The sequence below is a fragment of the Peribacillus sp. YIM B13481 genome, assembly GCF_042787985.1.
In the GTDB taxonomy this organism is placed as follows: domain Bacteria; phylum Bacillota; class Bacilli; order Bacillales; family DSM-1321; genus Peribacillus; species Peribacillus simplex_A.
Genome location: NZ_JBHZPE010000015.1, coordinates 1 through 23,871 on the forward strand (window position 1 = coordinate 1; position 23,871 = coordinate 23,871).

Annotated in this window: 24 protein-coding genes and 1 pseudogene; 10 read left to right on the plus strand and 15 right to left on the minus strand. The window is 40.7% G+C overall.

All coding sequences use genetic code 11. The features are described 5' to 3' along the window. Positions 1–79: 79 nt before the first annotated feature. From ACFX4X_RS11075 to ACFX4X_RS11100, 6 genes are all read right to left on the minus strand, one after another. The gene (locus ACFX4X_RS11075; RefSeq protein ID WP_061462050.1) at positions 80–298 is read right to left on the minus strand and encodes a spore germination protein; all 219 of its coding nucleotides are present in this window, start codon (positions 296–298) and stop codon (positions 80–82) included. 21 nt (positions 299–319) lie between these two features. Further along, positions 320–727: a spore germination protein GerPE gene (locus ACFX4X_RS11080; protein WP_377383429.1), complete on the minus strand. Its 408-nt coding sequence runs from the start codon at positions 725–727 to the stop codon at positions 320–322. A gap of 5 nt (positions 728–732) precedes the next feature. Further along, a complete protein-coding gene (locus ACFX4X_RS11085) occupies positions 733–912 on the minus strand; it encodes a hypothetical protein (protein WP_061462052.1) in 180 nt (59 codons plus the stop codon). After that, positions 902–1,513 (minus strand): spore germination protein GerPC, encoded by a 612-nt coding sequence (gene gerPC, locus ACFX4X_RS11090; protein ID WP_377383431.1) that lies wholly within the window; start codon positions 1,511–1,513, stop codon positions 902–904. The genes ACFX4X_RS11085 and gerPC overlap by 11 nt, the downstream gene beginning before the upstream one ends. Positions 1,514–1,589: 76 nt before the next feature. Then, positions 1,590–1,802: a spore germination protein GerPB gene (locus ACFX4X_RS11095; RefSeq protein WP_377383433.1), complete on the minus strand. Its 213-nt coding sequence runs from the start codon at positions 1,800–1,802 to the stop codon at positions 1,590–1,592. Between the two features lie 22 nt (positions 1,803–1,824). After that, positions 1,825–2,046 carry a spore germination protein gene (locus ACFX4X_RS11100; protein ID WP_377383435.1) on the minus strand — a complete coding sequence of 74 codons (222 nt, stop codon included), beginning with the start codon at positions 2,044–2,046 and terminating at the stop codon, positions 1,825–1,827. A 223-nt stretch (positions 2,047–2,269) separates the two neighbouring features. Between ACFX4X_RS11100 and ACFX4X_RS11105 the strand changes: the two genes are divergently transcribed. The 4 genes from ACFX4X_RS11105 (at position 2,270) to ACFX4X_RS11120 (ending at position 7,164) form a co-directional block, all read left to right on the plus strand. Beyond that, positions 2,270–3,862, plus strand: coding sequence for a long-chain-fatty-acid--CoA ligase (locus ACFX4X_RS11105; RefSeq protein WP_377383437.1), 1,593 nt, complete (start codon positions 2,270–2,272; stop codon positions 3,860–3,862). Positions 3,863–4,190: 328 nt separating this feature from the next. Further along, positions 4,191–5,465, plus strand: coding sequence for an MFS transporter (locus ACFX4X_RS11110; protein ID WP_377383438.1), 1,275 nt, complete (start codon positions 4,191–4,193; stop codon positions 5,463–5,465). Between the two features lie 40 nt (positions 5,466–5,505). Continuing rightward, the gene (locus tag ACFX4X_RS11115) at positions 5,506–6,687 is read left to right on the plus strand and encodes a DUF418 domain-containing protein (RefSeq protein ID WP_377383440.1); all 1,182 of its coding nucleotides are present in this window, start codon (positions 5,506–5,508) and stop codon (positions 6,685–6,687) included. A gap of 132 nt (positions 6,688–6,819) precedes the next feature. Further along, positions 6,820–7,164 (plus strand): YisL family protein, encoded by a 345-nt coding sequence (locus ACFX4X_RS11120; RefSeq protein ID WP_377383442.1) that lies wholly within the window; start codon positions 6,820–6,822, stop codon positions 7,162–7,164. A 54-nt stretch (positions 7,165–7,218) separates the two neighbouring features. On the opposite strand, the gene ACFX4X_RS11125 is transcribed toward ACFX4X_RS11120, so the two are convergent. Then, positions 7,219–7,785, minus strand: coding sequence for a DUF2777 domain-containing protein (locus tag ACFX4X_RS11125; protein WP_089363648.1), 567 nt, complete (start codon positions 7,783–7,785; stop codon positions 7,219–7,221). Positions 7,786–8,105: 320 nt separating this feature from the next. On the opposite strand from ACFX4X_RS11125, the gene asnB reads away from it, so the two are divergent. Then, positions 8,106–9,953, plus strand: a complete 1,848-nt coding sequence (gene asnB / locus ACFX4X_RS11130; RefSeq protein ID WP_377383443.1) for an asparagine synthase (glutamine-hydrolyzing) — start codon at positions 8,106–8,108, stop codon at positions 9,951–9,953. A 43-nt stretch (positions 9,954–9,996) separates the two neighbouring features. On the opposite strand, the gene ACFX4X_RS11135 is transcribed toward asnB, so the two are convergent. Further along, a complete protein-coding gene (locus ACFX4X_RS11135; RefSeq protein ID WP_377383445.1) occupies positions 9,997–11,751 on the minus strand; it encodes an alpha-glycosidase in 1,755 nt (584 codons plus the stop codon). 370 nt (positions 11,752–12,121) lie between these two features. Between ACFX4X_RS11135 and ACFX4X_RS11140 the strand changes: the two genes are divergently transcribed. From ACFX4X_RS11140 to ACFX4X_RS11155, 4 genes are all read left to right on the plus strand, one after another. Continuing rightward, a complete protein-coding gene (locus ACFX4X_RS11140) occupies positions 12,122–13,369 on the plus strand; it encodes an extracellular solute-binding protein (RefSeq protein ID WP_089363651.1) in 1,248 nt (415 codons plus the stop codon). 150 nt (positions 13,370–13,519) lie between these two features. Continuing rightward, the gene (locus tag ACFX4X_RS11145; RefSeq protein WP_377383447.1) at positions 13,520–15,055 is read left to right on the plus strand and encodes an alpha-amylase family glycosyl hydrolase; all 1,536 of its coding nucleotides are present in this window, start codon (positions 13,520–13,522) and stop codon (positions 15,053–15,055) included. Positions 15,056–15,133: 78 nt separating this feature from the next. Next, positions 15,134–16,783, plus strand: coding sequence for a glycoside hydrolase family 13 protein (locus tag ACFX4X_RS11150; RefSeq protein WP_284471475.1), 1,650 nt, complete (start codon positions 15,134–15,136; stop codon positions 16,781–16,783). A 329-nt stretch (positions 16,784–17,112) separates the two neighbouring features. Beyond that, on the plus strand, positions 17,113–18,156 hold the full coding sequence (locus tag ACFX4X_RS11155) for a LacI family DNA-binding transcriptional regulator (protein ID WP_377383449.1): 1,044 nt from the start codon (positions 17,113–17,115) through the stop codon (positions 18,154–18,156). A gap of 294 nt (positions 18,157–18,450) precedes the next feature. On the opposite strand, the pseudogene ACFX4X_RS11160 reads toward ACFX4X_RS11155, so the two are convergent. The 5 genes and pseudogenes from ACFX4X_RS11160 to ACFX4X_RS11180 form a co-directional block, all read right to left on the minus strand. After that, positions 18,451–19,275: pseudogene (locus ACFX4X_RS11160) on the minus strand (MBL fold metallo-hydrolase). Between the two features lie 102 nt (positions 19,276–19,377). Then, positions 19,378–20,253, minus strand: a complete 876-nt coding sequence (locus ACFX4X_RS11165) for an SDR family oxidoreductase (protein ID WP_061462066.1) — start codon at positions 20,251–20,253, stop codon at positions 19,378–19,380. 241 nt (positions 20,254–20,494) lie between these two features. Further along, complete coding sequence (locus tag ACFX4X_RS11170; RefSeq protein ID WP_061462067.1) at positions 20,495–20,986, minus strand: YajQ family cyclic di-GMP-binding protein; 492 nt, start codon at positions 20,984–20,986, stop codon at positions 20,495–20,497. Between the two features lie 124 nt (positions 20,987–21,110). After that, complete coding sequence (locus ACFX4X_RS11175) at positions 21,111–21,242, minus strand: DUF3941 domain-containing protein (protein ID WP_089363655.1); 132 nt, start codon at positions 21,240–21,242, stop codon at positions 21,111–21,113. Between the two features lie 69 nt (positions 21,243–21,311). Further along, entirely contained in the window at positions 21,312–22,178 is an 867-nt protein-coding gene (locus tag ACFX4X_RS11180; protein WP_377383452.1) for a DegV family protein, read from the minus strand. 156 nt (positions 22,179–22,334) lie between these two features. Between ACFX4X_RS11180 and ACFX4X_RS11185 the strand changes: the two genes are divergently transcribed. Further along, positions 22,335–23,177: a YitT family protein gene (locus ACFX4X_RS11185; RefSeq protein WP_284471472.1), complete on the plus strand. Its 843-nt coding sequence runs from the start codon at positions 22,335–22,337 to the stop codon at positions 23,175–23,177. Positions 23,178–23,464: 287 nt separating this feature from the next. On the opposite strand, the gene ACFX4X_RS11190 is transcribed toward ACFX4X_RS11185, so the two are convergent. Together ACFX4X_RS11190 and ACFX4X_RS11195 are read right to left on the minus strand one after the other, a co-directional pair. Further along, the gene (locus tag ACFX4X_RS11190) at positions 23,465–23,656 is read right to left on the minus strand and encodes a DUF3813 domain-containing protein (protein WP_061462070.1); all 192 of its coding nucleotides are present in this window, start codon (positions 23,654–23,656) and stop codon (positions 23,465–23,467) included. After that, positions 23,656–23,808 carry a hypothetical protein gene (locus tag ACFX4X_RS11195; protein WP_377383454.1) on the minus strand — a complete coding sequence of 51 codons (153 nt, stop codon included), beginning with the start codon at positions 23,806–23,808 and terminating at the stop codon, positions 23,656–23,658. Before ACFX4X_RS11195 ends, ACFX4X_RS11190 begins: the two co-directional genes overlap by 1 nt. Positions 23,809–23,871: the final 63 nt, after the last annotated feature.

A 23,871-nucleotide genomic window follows, 5' to 3' on the forward strand; every position in this document is an offset into this window, starting at 1 on the left:
GAAACGCCGTATACGCGAACCGTACGTACGGTGTTGTGAGAGGGGCGAAAATAAACTTATTTTCCCCCTACTCGATTGACTAATTATTCCCTGCAATGGGTTGGTCGACCCCATTGACATCAAGGACATTGCTTCCATTCAGCCCATTGGCCGTAAAGACGATCGCACCAGTGTTAGATGAACCGGATCCGGTGACAGTTTTGTTGGAAGACTTCGGCGAAATGACGGCTGCATCCCCGAATAACAGGTTTCCATCCGCGACATTGAATATTTGGACTGGACCGACAATAGCTGGCATATAAATTCCTCCTTTTAACATTTAAGGGGTGTGGGTTGAATCCTCAATTGGTGTCTTTTCGGTTTTTTTAGGAATCTCCCGAATGTGTTTCACTCTGGATTCCATACGTATATGACCGACATTCCCCACACCGACAACAGCTGAAGATGATACCCCGATTACGTCGATGTTGCCAACATGAATAAAAGGATTCGGATTTGAAAATCTTGATATGACGGGTTCATTCAATCTAGGGATATAAAATGGTTTCTTAAAAATGTCATAGTCTTCGAAATGAACATCCACTGAATCGAAAGTGTCGCTTTTCTTCTGGAGTGCCAAGGCAAATGAGTTTCCGTCAATATAAGAACAGTCTCCAATCTGCATGGTGGAGCTAAAAAGGATTGTCTTGGCAGATAAAGACTTTACTTTTGATGTTCTTGAAAACATCTCTTTTATCCTTTTGGAGCAAATGGGACGGTTGGTCCGATGATAAGGGATTCCGGAGGTGTATCGAATGCGGAAGATAGTTGGACCGTTTGCACATCCCCTATTAGAAATAAAGCAGAGCTTGATACACCGATAATTTTGATATCACCTACGCAAAGCTGGTGATTGATTACATTAAACTCCATTTGGATTTCCTCCTGTCTCGGTTTGTGAATGGGTAATGAATTGAAATAATGCAGCTTGAATATCGGATTTCACCTTTTCCCTGACTTTTTCCTTGATATTATCCAGTTGCTCTGGTGCACGTTCCGCATAATTAAGATTATCGAAATACATATTGATTCGTTGATGAAGCTGGCGTTCGACGTCCTGCTTAATGAAGTCATGATAAGAGGGTTCCAATGATACTTTTAACTGGGTTTCCGCATCGTGGATCATATTTTCCAAGTCTGAAAGTATATCGTTGAAAATTTCCTGGACAACGATTTCTCTGCCTGGAAATAGGTTCGGTGCAGGTGGAACGGGTTGGTTGTTGACGGCAAATTCATCAATGTTGTTTAGATCATTAGGGTTTAAGCCGATATTCAACGTTCCATCTAAAGATTCGACTTTTAATTGATCGAATTTATATTCAATTTTATCTACATGGATTGGCGGTTTGCTTTTCAGTTGGGCAAGTTCATCTGTCAGGCGTTTGAGTTCGCGTTCAAGTTTCATGATCCGTTTATCCTGGGCTTCAAGATAACACTGCATTTGGATGGAGTACGAATATAGATCCTGATTCACGATTCAACACCTCACCTTCACAATATGATAAATTCATTTATGACAGTATATGAAAAATATGGAAATGGGTGAATGCCTATGAATTAGGACGATTAAATGGGACGAAACTGGTTAATGGGGTTACATCAGCTTCAATTCCGGGAGCAGGCTCAGTGAATCCACCGGTATTGGCTAATGTGGAATATGGTTTAATCACCCCGGCACTTCCTATTTGAAAAACGGATGAATTGGCGATGCTTTGAATTTTTATCATATTGATTTGTATTGTCTGTTGAATATTGAAGATCATGCTGACTCCTTTCTTAAAAACATTAGAGATTTAAGACCAGTGGCTGATCAATACCATCTGTATCATTTGTATTTGTGGTGCTATAGGCATTATATAGTGATATGGATTCACCTGTATTGAACGAGCCAGCACCCGAAAAAGTTTTCGCAGTGGAATATGGACCAATTTTAAAGACGTCACCAACATGGACAACTCCACTGTTACTGACATTGATGACTTGAACGATTCCTACGATGGCCGGCAAGAAAAATCACCCTTTTTTATTCTGGTTTTACCCTTAAATCAAGGCGATGAGCCTACACTGAAGGGAGTATCAATGTATTGTATGTCAACTCAAGATTGATGTGATTCATCTGCCTATCAATTTATTGTTGTATAACAGGAAAGGATGTCATTGGATGAATGGAAACAGTTATGGTAAAATGTTTACTAATTCAGAATTTTTAAATAAAATAAGGGGTGAGGAAATGAACGTACCATTAGTATTATCGCATTTCTTAGATCGAGCAGCCTTACTATATGGCGATAAGAAAGCCATCATTGGAGATGACAAGGTTTTATCCTACTTAGAGTTGAACGGCCGTGTAAACCAGCTTTCAAATGGTTTGAGGGATATTGGAGTCAAAAAGGGTGATAGGGTGGCATACTTGGCACCTAACTCAATTGAAATGCTTGAAGGCTTTTATGGAGTATTTCAACTTGGGGCCGTAATCGTTCCATTGAATATCCGCTTGAAGCCTGCCGATTATTTATTCATTTTGAACCATAGTGAGTCCAAGGTTCTTTTCGTAGATCAGGAATTGTATCAACTAATTTATCCTGTCAAGGATGAACTTGAATCGGTGGAACACATAATTGTACATTATAAAGGTGAAGAGATAAATGAAATCGATTACAACTATTGGCTGGAAAGTTATGATAACAGGAGTTTTAATCGGGAGTCAGTGTATGAAAATGATGTTTCGAGCCTTCTTTATACAAGCGGGACCACAGGAAATCCCAAAGGGGTGATGCTGACTCACCGCAACAATTACTTGCATGCCCTAGGTGCGATGCATCACTTCAGAGTCAATGACCGCGATACATATTTGCATGTACTGCCGATGTTCCACGTAAATGGTTGGGGTGCCCCATTTTATTATACGGCAAATGGTGCCACTCAAATTTGTTTGAGGAAAACCACACCCGAAACAATATTTGATGCACTTGAAAAGCATAAGGTTTCCATTATGCATATGGCACCAACGGTTCTTAATTCTTTGTTTCAATATTATGAACGGAATGTTCCGGTGATTGAGCAAGATATCCGAATCGTTGTTGCGGGTTCCGCTCCGCCCCCTGCATTCGTTACAAGGGTAGAAAAAGAGTTAGGCTGGGAATTCATTCAAATTTATGGAATGACTGAATCAACACCGGTAGCTTTGATATCGCTGATTCGTTCTGAATTCGATGATCTTTCGGAAAAGGAAAAATATAGAATGAAGGCGAAAGCCGGATATCCCATCATAGGCAGTGAGGTAAGGGTTGTACATGAAAATGGTGAGGAAGTAGGCCATGATGGCGTGGATATCGGGGAGCTCATCGTCCGCAGTCATGGTGTGATGTTAGGTTATTGGAAAAATGAAGAAGCGACCAACCAGACACTGAGAAATGGATGGCTGCATACTGGCGATATGGCAACAATCGATGAAAATGGAAATGTTGATATCGTTGACCGCAAAAAGGATATAATCATAAGTGGCGGAGAAAATATCTCTTCCATAGAAGTGGAAGGAATACTCTATGAACATCCGGACATTCTTGAAGCGGCAGTCATTGCCGTTCCGCATGAAAAGTGGGGAGAGACGCCGCATGCCTTCATTGTGCTAAAAAGGGGTGTGGAATTAACTGAGGATGATATAAAGACCTTCACACGAGAAAAAATGGCCCATTTTAAATCAGTCACCAGTGTGTCGTTCGTCGATGAGCTTCCAAAAACGGCATCGGGAAAAATCCAAAAAATCCATCTTCGTAACGATTACTGGGAATCTAAGGGGAAAACAGGCAGATTCGTCAATTGAGCTCGCTAACGCTGATCAGAAATGATCAGCGTTTTTGTCCATTTGATCTGGTGTGATATGGATCCTGACGGGAAATGAAGGTGGGGGGCTCCCTTTGACCATGATGAATGCCCACTTTCGTAATCACAGCCACAGGAACTCATGCCATTGTTTGATAAAGGCCATCATAATCAAATCATTCATTTTGACTTCTTAAGATGATGACTGGAATTTGTTTCTATAAAAAAGCTTCTTGTTTAACGATAAAGTGTTACTATTATAAAATATTTCAAATTATTATGATTTTTCTTTTTTCATCATGTTTACTTCTGGATTGTGGGGGAGAACATTGAAACGTATTCATTATAGCTGGGTGATTCTAATCATTACATTTTTCTCGATTATTGTAGCCGGAATCGTTAGATCATCATCAGGAGTATTCATCGTACCATTTGAAAATGAGTTCGGGTGGGACCGGTCCGTCATTTCTTTAGCCTTCGCTATAAGTCTCTTTCTTTATGGTTTATCGGGTCCGTTCATGGCTGCTCTAATTGAAGTGCTTGGTTTAAAGAAAATGATGGTGTTGGCCATGTCAACTTTATTGGCAGGGATTTTCCTCACTTTTTTCATGGAGCATGAGTGGCAGCTCATTCTAATTTGGGGGATTATCATTGGCTTGGGGTCTGGAGTGTTTTTAACGGTATTGAGCCCATATGTGGCAAATCGTTGGTTCGAGAGGAGGCGGGGGCTGGCAGTCGGGATACTAACGGCAAGTACGGCAACAGGTCAGCTCATTTTACTTCCGGTTTTAGCAATCATCATTGAGAATTACTCTTTTAGATGGGCGATTGGTTTAATTTTGGTCCTTAGCTTAATCATGCTGGCAATCATCCTTTTATTCATGAAAAACGATCCGAAGGAAGCTGGGATTCTTCCATATGGATTAGTGGAGGAAATCCAAGAGGCTGTTCCAGTCCAAAAGAAGAACCCCATCGGTATGGCTTTTCAGTCGTTAATTGAAGCAGTGAGAGTAAAGGAATTCTGGTTATTGGCAGGAAGTTTTTTTATATGTGGACTTTCAACGAGCGGGCTGATCGGCACACATTTCATTTCTTACTGCATTAGTTTTGGATTACCGGTCGTTATGGCAGCGTCACTGTTATCTTTCATGGGGATCTTTGATTTGGTTGGTACGACTGTATCGGGGTGGTTATCAGATCGTTTTGATAACCGTTGGTTGTTGTTTTGGTATTACGGTCTAAGAGGTGCTTCCCTCGTTTTGCTTCCTTTTGCGCTAAAAGAAGGCTCAATCGCGCTATTGATCACCTTCTCCGTTTTTTACGGCTTGGATTGGATAGCTACAGTGCCTCCGACCATAAGCATTTCAAGGCAAGTCTTTGGATTGGAGAAAAGCGGGATTGTATACGGTTGGATATTCGCGGCGCATCAGGCGGGTGCAGCAGTGGCGGCATATGGCGGGGGGCTTCTCTTCAAAATATTCAACTCTTATACATGGGCATTCTTCCTTGCAGGAATCTTTTGCTTATTGGGTAGCTTGTTTGTCATACTAATAAAAAAGCAAAAATCGGCAACAGTGGTTAAAGATGAAACAATGAGGTTATAGAAGTGGTGTTAAATCTGTTATGGATGAGAGAGGTGAATCTATGAAGGGCACGTTTGTACCTATACAGGAAAGTAAACGGATCGTAAGCATCGATATTTTACGTGGGTTAGCCATTTTAGGTATTTTTTTAGTGAATATGCCTTCTTTCCACTCCCCGCTCTTATACATAGATGGTGCTGAACGATGGTCCGAAGGATGGGACGGGATTTTGTACAGATTCAGTGATGTAGCCGCACAAGCCAGCTTTTATCCTTTATTTGCGTTTCTGTTCGGTTTCGGGGCCGTCATACTGGCTATTAGGAGTGAAGAAAAGGGCATTTCATTTCCTATACTATTTACGAAAAGGCTAGGTTTCCTGCTGGTACTTGGGTGCATTCATGCCTTCTTCATCTGGCATGGGGACATCCTTATTAATTATGCTGTATTTGGGTTTGCATTTTTGTTTTTTTATAAGATGAAGGGCAGGACTTTAATTCTGTTAGGCTCGGTTTGTTATGTTCTTCCTTTTGCTATATTGGGTTCACTATTTCTTATAATGGGCATATTTGATAGGGAAGGAATGGAAATGACGACTGATTCAGCGATGATGAAACAGTCTTTGGAAGTTTATCAATCTGGTACATTTACGGAAATAATGACTCAAAGGGCACTAGATTGGTATATGGTGAACAACCCTTTTAATGCCATTATCCTTTTCTTATCGATTTTTCCGTTTTTTTTAATTGGAGCAGGCGTTGCAAAGCAAGGCTTTCTCCAAAATATTAATCAATATAAACGACAGTTGAAAGCGATATTGATCGTAAGCTTGCTGCTTGGTTTGTCGATTAAGATCCTGCCATATGTGACGGTATACCATTTTGGTACGATATTCGTTCAGGATTATTTTGGCGGACCGCTACTTACGATTTTTTATATCACGGCAATCGCGCTTTTGGCGGAACAGGCAGGAGATTCCCGACTGTTCCGGCCCCTTTCGTATATCGGAAGGATGTCGATGAGTAATTACTTATTCCAATCGATCGTATGTACGGCCATTTTTTATTCATATGGCCTTGGTTTATATGGATCAGTCTCATATACGACTGGATTTGTTTTCCTTTTAGCCCTGTTTTGCCTGCAAATGCTGCTTTCCTTATTGTGGATGAGTCTGTATAAATACGGACCGGTTGAATATTTATGGCGTATTGTTACATATGGTAAAAAACCGGTTATGCGTCGATGATGACTAGATGAGAAGAAATGTAAATGATGTTCATTAAATTGTTGATTTTACCTATTCAGCTGAATCTTAGTTTTGTTTTTTTGTAAAAGCCTATGATATGATGAAATGGAAACTGAACGAGGGGGCAAAAAAATGACTACACATATTCATATTACAGCTTGGGTTATCGGAATCATTCTTTTCTTTGTCACATATTCGATGCTTAAAAGCGGAAATCCGAAAGCAAAAATGTTACATATGATAACACGTTTATTCTATCTATTGATTTTCCTTACAGGCGGAATGCTGATCACGAATTTTAGTGTTTACGCAGTGAAAATGATTGTCGGAATCATCGTGATTGCGGCGATGGAAATGGTGTTGGTCCGTACGAAAAAAGGGAAAAGCACAGGTGCCATGTGGATATTGTTCATCGTTGCGTTTGTATTCGTCCTTTATTTAGGGCTTTCCCTGCCACAGGGAATGGACTTTTTTTAATACAGAATGGAAACGGGTAAATGAGGAAATCTCATTTACCCGTTTTTTTACAAGTTATTGTGAATTCACTTTCTCAATGACGATCCTTTTTCCAGTGTTAAGTGTGAATTCAAAACGATCGTGATCCTTTTTACCATAAGAAAAATGGTGCTGAACGAGACATATTTGGCTCTCGTTATCAAAGGTGAAGAAATTCACGCCGGACTGGTTAGGGACTGCCCTTAAAAAAGTGAGCTGATTATAGCTATATATACAATCATAAATAGAAAAATCAAGTGAATTCAAGGTCGTTACAAATTGGAAAAAGGAATCGTCGTTCAATTCTTCCAATAAACGTTCAAAAGAGTAGAGCAGTTTTTTGCGAATCCGAATGGGCTCATTTTCCCTTAAGAAGGTGATTTCCCGGTGAAGCAGGATTTTCCCCTCTTCTTCAATAACTCCTTGCCGCCAGCGCCCACCCCTGTACACTTCAATGATGCTATCAACGTGGTCTTCAATGGAGCACGCCTCATCAGTTTCATCATCGAAAAAAATCCATTGTTGATTGATATTTTCCACTGTTCCTTCGGTAAAGCCTCTTGTTTGCCTGTTCATTAACTTGATTCGTTGTTGCTGACTCATACATATACCTCCAATAGTGGAATCCTCACCTACTTTTTAGTCAAAATCCAATGAAAATATAACTGTATATTTTAAAATATTATGGACAAATAACCATCTTTCCGTCTTTGCATAGGCTATGTTTAAACACGGGATACTTTGCTCAACAATTCATTAACAACGTCGGGCGTTGTGGCAGGGGGTCTTACGGAATGATGCTGATTGATACTTAAATCTTCTTTGCAATGGTCTTCGAATTTACAAATATGGAACTGTAAATCTTTTTAAGACAGGGAGCCAATATTTTTTTGATAGTCCGGATAGAAAGGATGAATTTTAAAATGTGTGGGATAACAGGCTGGGTGCATTTTCAAAAAGATTTACGGACAAAAACGAAAACACTGGAAAACATGACAAAAACGTTGGCAAAGCGGGGGCCAGACGAGGAAAATGTTTGGTGCGAAGCCCATGTTGCCTTTGGTCATAAACGGTTAACGGTTGTCGATGCGGAAGGCGGAAAACAGCCGATGACGAAATATCACGAAAACGGCAGGTATACGCTTTGTTATAACGGAGAGCTATATAACACCGAGGATATTCGTAAACAGCTATTATTAAAAGGATATTCCTTTAACGGTCATTCTGATACAGAAGTTTTACTAACTTCTTATATAGAATGGAAAGAAAAATGCATTGACTTGTTCAATGGGATTTTTGCGTTTGGGATTTGGGATGAAAAGGAACAGAAATTATTCGTTGGAAGAGATCGGATGGGGGTAAAGCCATTCTTTTACACGGAAAGGGACGGCGGGTTCATTTTTGGATCGGAATTGAAGGCGATTCTAGCCCATCCCGATGTTAAAACGGAGATCGACCGCAGTGGACTATCTGAAGTTTTTGGTGTTGGTCCATCCAGAAAGCCAGGTTCAGGCGTATTTCATAATATCCAGGAGTTAAGGCCTGCCCATGCGCTTACCTTATCAAGGAAAGGTCTCCGGATTTGGAGATATTGGAATGTGAAAAGCGAAGAACATCGAGATACCCTTGATGAAACGGCCGAGAAGGTCCGCTTCCTTGTCGAGGACGCAGTGACGCGGCAACTGGTATCTGATGTTCCACTTTGTACTTTCTTGTCAGGAGGGCTTGACTCAAGCGCCATAACAGCCATTGCAGCAAACGTCTATCAAAAAGAAGGGAAAGGCCAGCTTCATACGTATTCCATTGATTATGAAGATAATGAACGCTATTTTAAGGCAAATGATTTTCAGCCTAACTCTGATGGGCATTGGATTAATAAGATGTCTGAAACCTTTAACACGGTTCACCATTCATCGATCATCACTCAAGAACAGTTAACGGATTATTTAACAGAGGCTGTCCTTGTAAGGGACCTTCCAGGCATGGCGGATGTCGATTCTTCTTTACTTTGGTTTTGTAAGGAAATCAAGCAGGATTTTGTCGTAGGCCTGTCTGGCGAGTGTGCGGACGAAATTTTTGGCGGTTATCCTTGGTTTCATCGTGAGGATGATTTGAATCGTGCCGGATTTCCATGGATGAGATCGACCGATGAGCGGGTGTCTTTATTGAAATCGGGATGGCGCGAGAAATTGAAGCTTGAGGAATATGCGCAGGAAGCCTATTTTACCACCCTTGCCGAAACGCCCAAATTGGAAGGGGAAAATGGTGTGGCAGCAAAGCGGAGAGAGCTTTTCTATGTGAATTTATTATGGTTCATGACGACTCTTCTTGACCGGAAGGACCGGATGAGTATGGGGGCAAGTCTAGAGGTCCGCGTCCCATTTGCCGATCATCGCCTTGTTGAATATGCATGGAACATTCCTTGGGAAATGAAAATGGAAGGCAACCGTGAAAAGGGTATTCTGAGGAAAGCGTTGGAGGGGCTTTTACCTGATGAGGTATTGTATCGCAAAAAAAGTCCATACCCAAAAACCCATAACCCTATATATACAGACCGTGTGCAGGCATTGTTGAAGGACTTGCTGAAGGATAAAAATTCGGTCCTGCATGAGTTCTTTGATAAACAGAAGCTCACGGATATAGTAGAATCCAAAGGTGCCGCTTTTAAAGTGCCATGGTTCGGGCAATTGATGTCAGGTCCACAGTTGCTCGCTCACTTGGCACAAACCCATGTATGGTTCAAAGAATATGATATCCAAATAATCGATTGAAAAAAACGGGGCCGATGATTTTCATTGCCCCGTTTTCATTGCCTCAATGATTGAATGCGAGAATTTTATATTGATAACCGCCCAATTCAAATTTACCTTCCTGTGTGGTTTCTTTTGTTCTTAAATCGGTTAGTGTACGTCCGTTCAAATCAAAAGGTAGGGTAAAGGATTGCTGGACATCCGTCGGATTGATGAGGATCAGGACAGAACGTTCTCCATTATACTTTTGGTATGCCACAATATTTTCATTTCCGGCTGTATCAAGGAATTTGAACTTTCCGTCATTGGCAAGTAATCGTTCTTCTTTTCGCAAGAGGATCAATGTCTTAATTTCATTGAAAAGCTCGGTATTTTGTTTTTCTTCTTCCCAGACCATGCATTTTCGGCACCCTGGATCCATGCCTCCGGTTAAGCCTATTTCATCTCCATAGTATATACAAGGGCTGCCATTGAATGTCAAAAGGATTGCGTGGATGAGCTTGGTTCGAGCTAGATCTTCCCCGCAATCCGTGAAAATCCGCGGTGTATCATGGCTGCCAAGAAGATTGAATGTCACATCAAAAACATTGGTAGGATAACTGTGATAGATGGCTGTCATTTCTTCTGTGAACTCGCGTGCATTGATGGTTTGTGAAGCGACCAAGCGAAAAACTTGGTTGGTAAACGGGTAATTCATGACCGCATCGAACTGATCGCCGCGAAGCCATGGCATCGAGTCATGCCAAATTTCCCCAAGAATATAAAGGTCAGGCTTTATATTTTTCACCGTTGTTCGAAATTCACGCCAGAATGGCTGATCGACTTCATTTGCCACATCGAGCCTCCAGGCGTCTATATCGAACTCCTTGATCCAATAAGCCGAGACCTCGAGCAGATATTCTTTCACCTCAGGATTCGCAGTATTCAATTTTGGCATCGATTCAAAAAAACCGAATGTTTCATAATTTGGCCTTTCCCCTCCTTTAAGAGGAAAGCTGTGTGGGTGGAACCAATCCTTATATTTTGATTTCTCCCCTTTTTCGAGTAAATCCTGAAACGGGGGGAAATAGTAGCCGCTATGGTTAAAAACGGCATCCAGCATGACCCGGATATTCCGTTTGTGGCATTCGGTTATTAGTGTTTTCAATGTTTCCTTCGTTCCGAATTGCGGATCGATACTCCGATAATCAATCGTATCGTATTTATGATTGGAGTAGGCATGGAAGATTGGCGTGAAATAAATTCCGTTGATGCCGAGCTTCTCTAAGTAATCCAAATGTTCAATGATTCCTTGGAAGTCCCCGCCAAAAAAATTATCCACGGCCGGTTCTTCACTACCCCAAGGTATCACACCTTCCGGATCATTGTCTGGGTTTCCGTTCGCGAATCGTTCAGGAAAAATTTGATACCAAATCGTATCTTTGACCCATTCTGGTGCTCCGAATAATTCATTTTGATGTAGATAAGGAATCGCGAAATAGCTCCCGGGATCTCTGGGGGGTTCTTTAAAGAAACCCTTTTCCGTGTAAATGGCACTTTCATCTTCTGAGGATACCTTGAACCCATATCGAATTCTTCTGTAGGAGGGCTTCACATAAATATGCCAATAATCATAACGGTTATCGCTGCCTGATAAACTCATGGGAAGTTCTTCGTACTGCCATTGACCATCATTATCTGAAATGTATGGATCCCCAAAAATCAATCCGGCTGAGGAGATATCTTGTTTTTTCGTACGCAGGCGGATATGTAGGGTTTCCGTGTTGATGGGATAGCTATAATTGTCATTAGGTCTATGGTGTATGGATGAAAATTCCATTGAAAACACTCCAATTCTATAAGTATTTGAGGAAGTGAATTGAAAAAGGGAACTTCAGGCTGTTTATGAGGGAGGGCTCTATGTAGTTATAATTAGCCGGGTTTAAGTGTTTTTTTCAATATGGTCATATACCCAAGTTTAATTGAAAGAAGCACTTATTAACTAAAAAATAACAAAAAGTGTTCATCACTACAAGGAAATAAATACGTCGAGGAAAATGTTGTAAAAACCAAAGCTGTTCATATAATGATAACAATAGGTTTGGTGCCGCTTTCATTTAGGAACTTTGTTTGATTGGCTGAACTGAAAAACAGTATTATTTGGTGCTTTTGGACATGATAAAATAAACATTTTAAAAAGGAGAATGAAAATGAAGAAGCTGATTTTTCATTTTTTCATGTCCATGTTCTTGATCGTTATTGTAAGTGCTTGTGGATCCAGTTCAGATTTGGAAAATAAAGTAGTGAAAGAAAATAAGAAAAACGAAGAAGCCAGTAATGAAGCGAAGCCGAAAAAATTGATCATTTGGGAGGAAAAAGGTAAAGCCGAGGCCCTAAAGCCAGTAATTGAGGCATTTGAAAAAGAATATGGAATCAAAGTTGAGCATAAAGAGCTGGAAATAGCTACCGAGATGTATCACCGGCTTCGTCGTGATGGGCCAATCGGAAACGGAAAAGCCCCGGATGTTGTTACTTTTTCCCATGACAAAGTCGGGCGTATCGTGAAGGAAGGCCTAATTCAGGAAGTGAAGGTGAATGAAGAAGTAATAAATGCCTTCATTGAATCTTCAATCAGGGGGGAAATGTATCAAGATAAGGTATTTGGATTGCCGAAATCCGTGAACACTTCCGTTTTCATTTATAATAAAAAATTGATGGCTAAAGCTCCTGAAACGATGGATGACCTATATAAAATGGCGAAGAAATCAAGAAAAGGGAAAGTGTATGGTTACTATGCCAAATGGAATGATTTCCATGATGCGTATGGAGTGATGGCTGGAATGGGAGGTTATGTATTTAGAGATAAGGATGGAAATCTGGACCCTTCGGACATTGGTTTGAATAATAAGAGTGCAATAAAAGGGGCTCGGTACATCCAAAAATGGTATAAAGCGGATTTGATTCCAAAAGGCGACGAGGCAGCGATCGGGAAGTTATTTGATCAAGGGAATTTGGCTTCTTTCATGAGTGACGGTAACTCATTTTCCAAGAGAAAGGATACAGGAATTGCCCCTTTGCCCAAATTGCCAAATGGTCAGCCAATGAAAACGTTCATGGAAATCAAAGGCTGGCATGTAACAGCATTCACTAAACATCCTTACTGGTCTACGAAGTTAGTGGAATATTTGACAAACGATGATAATGCAATCCAGCGTTATGAAAAAACAGGGGAAATCCCCCCAAATAAGGCAATCAAACAAAACCCAGCAATCAATGAAGATAAAAGGGCACAAGCCTTAAGCATACAAATACAATACGCTGAACCTGTGCCGAATATTCCGGAAATGAATAAGGTATGGGGACCGATGAATTCTGCCATGGATGATATATCCACTGAAAAAGCAAAACCAAAAAGGGCTTTGGATAAAGCTGTGAAAACGATAAAAAAAGAACGTTAAAATCGTGTTCTGCTTATTCCATTCATTATGCGTAACCAGTATCTCCAAATTGTCCCTTTAGTGTAAAGTTTTTTATAATTTGGATTTGACGTTAAGGGGCCAAAAGGCTAATCTTAAAGGCGTAAAGAGATAGCTAGGAGGAGAGCGGATATGAGAAAAAGAGTGTTATCACTCGCTTTAATTCCGTTGCTTCTTTTTTACGCCATTCCAGTAGGAGCAGCTGAAAAAGAACAACGAACTTGGAAGGATGAAATCGTATATTCATTATTAGTCGACCGATTTTTCGATGGTAATATACAAAATAATGGAGACGCGAATGTCAATGACCCTTCTGCGTTTAATGGTGGGGATTTTGAAGGTGTCACGAAGAAACTGAATTATTTAAAAGATATGGGTTTTACCGCTATCATCCTTTCACCGATTTTCGCTAATGATGAAAATGGTTATCATGGTGACTGGGTGACCGATTTTTATAAAACGGATAAACACTATGGGACAATTAAAGAGTTTAAAAAACTCGTGAATGAGGCACATAAACGCGATATGAAGGTGATCATTGATTTTCAAGCTAATAATGTGGGTCCTGAATCATCATGGCTGACAGACCCTGAAAAACAAGGTTGGTTCCATGAAGAAAAAAAGATTTCCAAGGACGGAAATCAGGATGATTTGGAAACAGGATGGGTTGATGGTCTTCCGGATTTGAATCAAGACAATGATGAACCGCGGAAATATTTACTTGATGCGGCCAAATGGTGGATTACGGAAACCGATATTGATGGATACCGTTTAAATAAAGTCCAATACATAGCAAAAGATTTTTGGAAGGAATTTGTGGATGCAGTCAAATCTGAAAAATCAAACTTCTATACAATAGGAGATGTACAAGGTGATACCGATTTGATTTCAAGCTACAAGCAGACGGGTATCGATGCTTTTATGGCTTATCCGCAAAATGCCGAGCTGCGGAAAGCATTTGCTGCACCCGATAAAGAATTTAAACCTGTTTTTAATGCATTTGCGAAAAGTGAAGATGAATTTGGGGGAAATGCTCCTCAGGCATTGTTCATGGACACTCAGGGAATGCCCCGATTTACCAAGGATGCAGCCGATCATAACGAAAATCCAGGTTCCAGATGGAAAATGGCTCTGTCATATCTCTATACGGTGCCAGGAGTGCCAATCGTATTTTATGGATCGGAAATAGCCTTAAATGGCGATAGTGCCCCGGATAATCATAAATTGATGAATTTTAAGACAGAACAGGAATTGGTCGAATATATAACAAAGCTTTCCGATCTCAGAGACATGTACCCAGCATTGATAAAAGGGGATTTGGAGCTTTTATATGAAAAAGGTGGAGCTTCGGTTTTCAAGCGTGTGTATGGTGATGAAACGATTGTCGTCGCCATGAACAATACGACTGAAACTCAAACGATAAACCTTACTGAAAAGGAACTTGAAAAGAATAAAGAGTTGAGAGGTATGCTGAATGGGGATCTGGTCCGCAGTAAGGACAACAGCTACTCTATCGTAATCGACAGGGAGACGACGGAAGTCTACACACTTTCACCTAAGTCGATTATTAATATTCCTTACCTGTTAGTTATAGGATTGGTTCTTCTCATTTTTGGTATATTCATTGCTTTGGTTATTAAGCGTTCAAAACGGAACCAACCAAAATAATCATATACCTCTCGATGTCGGTAGCTGCCAAACATTGTCCCTAAGGCTTTGTGGAAAACAGGATCGGGAGGGTACAGCATGAATAAGACCTGGTGGAAAGAAGCGGTTTGCTATCAAATTTACCCGCGCAGTTTCATGGATAGTAATGGTGATGGCGTCGGAGATATAAAAGGATTGATTTCAAAGCTCGATTACCTGCAGGATTTAGGGATAGATGTTATTTGGATTTGTCCATTTTACAAGTCCCCCAATGCTGATAATGGCTATGATATTAGTGATTATCAGGCCGTATCCGATGAGTTCGGTTCAATCGAAGATATCGAACTGTTATTGAAAGATGTTCACGCACGTGGGATGAAGGTGATACTCGATCTTGTTTTGAACCATACAAGTGATGAGCACCCATGGTTCGTCGAGTCACGTTCGTCCCGCGATAATCCTAAACGGGATTGGTATATATGGAGGGATGGGCAGGACGGAAGGGAGCCTAATAATTGGGAAAGTATCTTTTCCGGAAGTGCCTGGAAGTTCGATGAAAGGACCAATCAATACTATTTACATTTATTTGCCGAAAAACAGCCAGATTTAAACTGGAAAAATACTGATGTACGACATGCATTGTATGAAATGGTCAATTGGTGGCTCGACAAGGGAATTGATGGCTTCCGGATTGATGCTATCACTCATATTCATAAGCGTGAGGGCTTGCCGGATATGCCCAATCCTTATTGGCATCAGTATGTACCTGCGTTTGAAATGCATACCAATCAGGATGGGATTCTGGATTACCTTCAGGAGTTGAAAGAAGAGACTTTCTCTAAGTATGATATCATGACGGTCGGTGAGGCCAATGGCGTCAGGATTGAGCAGGCTGAAGATTGGGTTGGGGAATTGAATGGGAAATTCAATATGATATTTCAATTTGAACATCTTGGACTTTGGAATAGGGGACAGAATCACGATGTTGATGTTCAGGGGTTAAAACGCACAATGACCAAATGGCAAAAAGTGATGAAAAACAAAGGCTGGAATGCTTTGTTTTTTGAAAACCATGACCAGCCGAGAAGTGTATCGACATGGGGAAATGATCATCAATATTGGTTGGAAAGCGCAAAAATGATTGGGGCTCTATACTTTTTCATGCAAGGGACACCTTTTATTTATCAAGGTCAGGAAATAGGTATGACGAATGTCCAATTTGATTCGATTGATGATTATGATGATGTTGGAATGAAAAACTTTTACCGGATTGAGACCTCCAAAGGCCGTCCGCATGATGAAATCATGAACATTATCTGGCATAGCGGCCGTGATAATTCACGAACCCCGATGCAATGGAATGAAAATGAAAATGGTGGGTTCACGCACGGAAGACCTTGGATGAGGGTTAATTCCAATTACCGCGCCATTAATGTAGAACAGCAGAAGAATGACCCATCATCCATTTATCATTTTTATAAAAAGATGATTGAACTTCGAAAAAAACATCAGGTCCTTGTTTATGGGGAATATGAATTATTATGGGAAGATCACCCTGAGCTTTATATTTATACAAGAAGTATGAATGAAAATTCAGTGATGGTAGTATGTAACTTTAGTATGAATCACCACCAAATCAACCTTTCTCATTGGGGTAAAATGGAACTTTTACTAGCTAATTATGATGATTGTCCTGAAGGGTCCGTTATTGATTTACGGCCATATGAAACGAGGATTTATCGTTATTGACCTTTAAATGATTTCTTGTATATTACCTTAAAACCCTATGTGGTTAGTCGTCTGACTTCTTTCCTTCCAAAAGACTTGTCGTTTTTTTAGAAGCTGATCCAAAATCAGCTTCTTTTTAATTTTAAAAAAAGGGATGAAAAAAACGGAAAAGTCAGTATTTTCTGAACTGTGGACGAGTGGAAAAAAAAAGTATGGATATATCTGTTGGACTGAGTGTATTATGAATACATACAAGTGTATAATTATAAAATCTATTAGTGAAGTGTTTATTGGTATTCACCTTTTTTGGAATGAAGTCAATAAAGGCTAAGAGGGGAGAGGGGAAATGCATGGCCATCACAATAAAAGATGTGGCACAGCTGGCGAATGTTGCTCCTTCAACAGTTTCTCGGGTGATTGCAAATAATCCTCGAATAAGTGAAAAAACAAAGGTAAGGGTACGTAAGGCGATGAATAAATTAGGGTACCATCCAAATTTCATTGCACGTAGTCTTGCCAATCAATCAACTAGGATCATTGGCTTGGTCCTGCCAAGTTCGTCAAATGATTATTATCAAAATCCATTTTTTCCAACGATTCTCCAGGGTCTTAGTGAGGGAGCTCAGGAAAACCATTATTCCCTGTTGCTAGGCACGGGAAAAACCGAAGATGAAATCTACGAAGGAGTCGTAAACATGGTGCAGGGGGGGATGGTGGATGGAATAATCCTGATGTATTCCAGGATGAACGATCACATTCTGACCTATTTGAGGGCAAGGGATTTTCCTTTTGTAATCATTGGGAAACCCTATGATTTTCTCGAGGAGATAACATATGTTGATAACGATAATGTCTTGGCAGCCGAACAGGCAACAGATTATCTCATTCAGCTAGGACATGAAAGGATTGGATTCATCGGAGGCGATGTAACCCTTGTGATGACGCTCGATCGCTTATTAGGATATGAACGGGCTTTGAAGAGGGCCGGGATCGATCGAAGGAGGGAATATACCCTGCATGAAGACTTTTTGCATGAAGGTGGGCAAGCAGCTGCAAAACGATTGCTTGCCATCGATGAACCGCCAACTGCTTTGGTGGTCAGTGATGATCTTATGGCACTTGGCATCGTGCATTCACTTCGCGAGATGGGCGTTCGCACTCCAGAAGAAATGTCCATCGTCAGCTTCAATAACGTTATTTTCTCTGAACTATCATTGCCTGCCCTGACTTCTGTAGATATTAATATTTTCGATTTGGGATATCAGGCAGCTAAGGGTATCATTCAAATGCTGCAAAATGGAGATACTCCTGTTGGGTCCATCATTCCACATCATTTCGTGGAAAGGCATTCTTGCAGACCGATCAAGCAAGGTGCGATGGCCTTGACTTATTAAACGAAAGGGCATTACGTAAAAGTAATGCCCTTTCAGTCTGTAGACAAAACTCGAAGAAAATCGAGTTTGTCTACAGTTTTTTTATGGCTTGTCCAATTTGAACGTTGATTGGAACGTAGGGCACTTGCTTTCTGCGGGCGGTCCTCACTTTCGCTGCCATGAATGTAAAGAAGATGGCCAATTGGAGATGGCAAGGTCCAAAAATGGCTCGTAGAGACCCGATTCCTTAATATTGAGCAAAATTCAAAGGGAATTTCCAAAGGGGTTCGGAATGTTAATTCCGAACCCCTTTTGCTAGAATTGCACGCTGAAACTTTTGAATGTATGTACACCGGTTCCGTGTCTGACTAAGTTATTCTCTCTAAGATATTGAATGGCTTCGAGGACTTCCTCAAGAATCCTTGGTTCGAGGCCGAGCTGGTTGTGTCCGCCATAGATTTTGGAGACTTTCTGGAGCTTAGCGATTTTTTCTAACGAATTCACAAGGTCTTGAGGGCTTGTCTATGGGTAAAATGCATAAACTGGTGTATCTGAATAAAGCAGGTCACCAGTAAATAAATAAGTAAATAAATAACCTGTTTCATTATCCAAAATAGAAATGTGGCCAGGTGAATGCCCAGGCGTGTGATAAATGCCTAAACTGCGGTTCCCAAGATCAATGGTTTCCCCATCTGTTAAGAGCTTATCAGGGTACCCTTGGAATGGCTTGTATGTAATAGGGTCGAATGATTCCGGGACGGGTATGGTGATATCCCGAGCCATTTCTTTTCTTATTTGTTCCAAAGTCAAACCTTTAATGCCATTGATCAGCCAATCGGCATCATCACCATGAACATAAATTGTATCAAAATCCCCATGACCGCCAATATGATCCGAATGCACATGTGTGGTCAGGACGATAATAGGAAGATCGGTAAGCTGGTCCGTAATTCGCTTAATCGAATCGATGCCTAACCCTGTATCGATTAACGCAGCCCGGGTCTCCCCAAGTAGTAAAAAGGAGTGGACGTTCTCCCAATGACCATATTCACTAATTGCGAACGTTTCTGAGTCCAATTCCTGAACGGTGAACCATGGATCTACAAAATTTTTCAAATGACACAACTCCTTCTCATACATATATTTCCGTTTAAACTGGAAATATCCTGCTTGAAAAAAGGTAAAAGCAGTGGATTTCAATTTGCGAAGTCCACTGCTTTTGTCGTTAAGGCAGTTAAGGCCTTATCCATTTACAACGGTCCCGCCGTTTACATGGATGACTTGTCCGCTGACATAAGATGAATCATCACTTGCCAAATATACATAGGCTGGTGCTAATTCCTCAGGCTGCCCTGCGCGACCCATTGGAGTATCCTGACCGAATTTGGCAACATCCTCTTCACCGAATGAGGCAGGAATCAGTGGTGTCCAGATTGGGCCTGGCGCAACACCGTTCACTCTGATGCCATCTTTAGAAATGGAGTTCGAAAGGGCTCTTGTAAATGCTAGTATTGCACCTTTCGTTGAAGAATAATCGATTAGTTTTGGGTTTCCTTGATAAGCTGTGATAGAGGTTGTATTAATGATACTGCTTCCTTTATTAAGATGCTTTAATGCAGCTTTTGTTAAGTGGAACATCGAGAAAATGTTAGTGCGGAACGTTTTTTCCAATTGTTCAGCAGAAATGTCAAGGATACTTGTCTGTACATGCTGTTCTCCAGCGTTGTTCACTAGAATGTCCAAACCGCCGAATTCATCCACCGTTTTATTGACGACATCCTGGCAGAAGGCTTCATCACCGATATCCCCAGAAATGAGTAAACATTTCTGTCCTTCTTTTTCGATCAATTCTTTTGTCGTTTTAGCATCCTCGTGTTCATCCAAGTATGCAACTGTCACATTTGCTCCTTCTTTAGCGTAATAAATGGCAACAGATTTACCTATTCCGCTGTCTCCTCCTGTTATGATTGCGGTTTTCCCTTTTAATTTACCGCTTCCTTTGTAGGCAGATTTAACTGAATCAGGGTTCGGTTCCATTTTTGTTTCCACTCCAGGCTGATGCTGTTGATGTTGAGGTGGAAATCCTTGTTTGTTTTGATTTTGGTTTTGACTAGTCAAGATTAAAACGCCTCCTGTTTAATTATCTACACTATTTCTATTCCTTCTTTTTGGAAAAATAAAACATGTAAAAAATGGTTAAAATTGTCCTAAGGTAAATAGTTTTAACTGAGGGGAACATGACTAGTCTTTCCATGTTCTATGAAGGAGATTCATTTGAGGGGAAAGAGGGTATTAACAAACAATAGAGGCAGCTGCTACATATAAAAAAAGGCCTACCTGAGCAGGTGAGGCCTTATTACTACCGGTAATTTAAGAATTGTACATCAATGGACAGATCAGCGCCTCGTATCGCGGAAATGATTCCTTGCAGATCATCCCGGTTCTTGCCGGTAACCCGGATTTGATCATCCTGGATTTGGCTTTTCACTTTAAGACCGCTATTTTTAATGATGGTATTGATCTTTTTTGCTTGTTCCTTATCGATGCCTTGAATTAACTTGGCCCGTTGGCGGACGGTTCCACCAGAAGCACCTTCTAGCTTACCATAGTCCAGATTCTTGATCGGTACGTCACGTTTAATGAGTTTACCAATGAGGACATCCTTCAACTGGTCAAGCTTATATTCATCGTCTGACACTAAAACCAGGTCTTCTTTTTCAATGGTGATACTGCTTATGCTCCCTTTAAAATCATAGCGGGTCTTTATTTCCTTCATAGCCATGGTAACTGCATTCGTTACCTCTGAAAAGTCTACTTTCGAAACAATATCAAATGAATTTTCCTTTGCCATCACTTACCTCCAGCAGGGTTTATTTCCTTTATTATAGAGAAAGTGTGATGGGAAGACAACTATATAAATCATATGGTAAAGCGGTGACAGCCTATTAAAAAAGCAAGGGGACTAGCCCCGAGCTTCATTTATGGTCCGTTTTCTTCGAATAGGAATGCTTGCCTGCAGTGAGGTTTTCCTGAAATGCGCTATTTTTTTCAGCATTTATCGCTTGGTTATCTTTTGGCCTTTTATTGTTATCAGTTGTTTTTGACAAAGTGAAAACTCCCTTCCATTATCATGATCAATATATATTGTTCACAATAATGGAAGGGAGTATGTATGTTTATGATTTCTCAGGGGTATCGTTTAAGAAGAAGAGGGCAATTGTACCAGGACCGGCATGTGCACCGATGACGGAGCCAATTGTATGGATCATGAAATCGGTTGTCCCGAATTCATTTTGAATGGCTTCCTTCCATTCCAAGGCCGTTGCTTCATCATCACCATGACTGATGGCAATCGTTTGGGTTGTTAAATTTTTGCCTCTTTCATGCATTAATTCGATTACACGTTTAATCAATTTCTTTTTGCCGCGTAGCTTTTCAAGCGGAACAAGCTTCCCGTCTTCAACATGCAATAACGGTTTAATGTTCAATAAACCGCCTACAAAGGCAGAGGTCTTGGAGATGCGACCGCCACGCGCCAAATATTCAAGATTATCTACAGTGAATAGATGCTCCATATGTCTGGTGCGTAATTCGATGTCAGCTAGGATTTCTTCTTTAGAGGCACCGTTTGCTGCTAGGTCGGCTGCTTTCTTTACAATTAAACCGACTCCCATCGAAGCGCATTTGGTATTGACGATTTCTATGTCAAGGTCAGGGTATTCTTCCTTCACCTGATTAAGAATCATCACTGCCGTTTGATAAGTTCCTGATAACTCAGAGGAAAAGGCTATATATATTCCTTGTTTTTTCTCCTTAGCAAACTGTGTGAAAAGTTCTATAAAGTATTCTGGAGAAGCTTGCGATGTTTTCGGGGCTTTTCCCTCAATCATTGCCTGATAGACTTCGTGAGAATTAATAGTAAGTAAATCTTCATAATTTCTCCCATCAAGATGGACTTGTAAAGGGATTAATGTTACATTGTTTTCCTTATAGAAAGACAATGGCAAATCACATGCACTATCTGCAAGAATTGTGATAGCCATAATACACCTGCTTTCTTTTTACAATTTTTAGAAAATGAGTGACCACTCTACTTTTTAGTGTAGCACGTAACGGTAAAAATTCAATCTCTACGTAAATAGAATAAATAATTAAGGGTAAAAAGATAATAGGATAAGGGTGAAATGGAGGTTTTTAGGATGTACAGTGGTGAAATGAAGAAAATAATCATAGTTGTGGTCGGAGCATTACTGAATGCTATCGCGATGAACTTTTTTCTAATACCGGCAAACGTATATGCAAGCGGCTTTACAGGAGTGGCTCAGCTACTATCGAGGATGATAGGTTCTTTTGCACCTTTTGATGTATCGACAGGCATTCTATTGCTTTTATTGAACGTTCCAGTAACGATCATTGCTTGGCGAAAAGTTGGGAAGTCCTTTACCTTTTATAGTTTTCTCAGCGTTGTCTTGATGTCCTTTTTTATGGAAATCATTCCGATTACTCGCTGGTCACCTGACATATTATTGAATGCGGTGTTTGGCGGAGTCATAGCTGCAGTAGGTGTGGGAATCACCTTGAAGTACGGGGCATCGACTGGCGGAATGGACATTATCGCCATGCTTCTATCACGGAAGAAAGATAAACCTGTAGGTACTTATTTATTTCTGCTGAATGGTGTGATCATTGTTACGGCAGGCGCTGTTTATGGACCTGAAAAAGCTTTGTATACACTTGTTACCCTTTACACATCGACCCGTGTTGTGGACGCGATACATACTCGTCATGAAAAGCTTACAGCGATGATCATTACAAAGAAAAGCGAAGAACTTAAACAGGCAATCCACGCGCAGTTAGTCCGTGGAATTACAAGGATTCCGGCAAAAGGGGCGTTTACTAACGAAAATAAGGAAATGTTATTGATTGTCATTACAAGGTATGAACTTTATGAGCTTGAAAAGATCATCAAGGAAGTGGATCCACACGCTTTCACAAACATAATAGAAACTTCAGGCATCGTTGGTACCTTCCGCAGGGAATGAAATTAACAATTAAGGCCATTACACTACTTTTACAAAAGGAAAGTTTTCGGCGTTTTAAGTTTATTGCGTGTACAAATCGGCTAAATCTTATATTGAAGCGCCAAATTAAAACCTTATGAAGAAGTGACAAAAATGGCTGACGAAGAAAAAATGAGAGACAAGAAGCAGGACGTAAGGCACTATAAATCACGACAAGCCGGGAAATTGGACAAAAAGGCGGAAAGGAACAAAATAACAATTCAATTTTAACATAATGAAAGCCTCCAGGAATCCTGGAGGCTTTCACTTTATTTCGAGTGGTTTTCCAGGTCATCCTGGAGTTCTCGCAGTTGTTCTTTTTCGGCCTCGGTCGTATTGGCAAAGGCCGATGAAAGAGCGTTTTTAGCGACATCCTCAGTCTTATGCTGGTCACCGTCATGCTCAGAGTGGAGAGCTTCTTCAACAAATTCTCTAGCTTTCTGGAATAATTTGTTTCCCATTAGAAGCCACCATAGCTTTGTTCAGACATAATTCTCAACCTGTCTTTTTCAGCTTCTTCAAACGTAGTGTGATAAGGGATTCTTTCGGCATGCCTGGCAACACTTTCTTTGCCCTGCTGTACAAATCGTTTAGATTTACTGCTTTTACCCATACTTATCTCCTCCGATTCTGAGCGTTGTCGACAACAGAAGGAAGCTGCTGTCCATATTAGTTT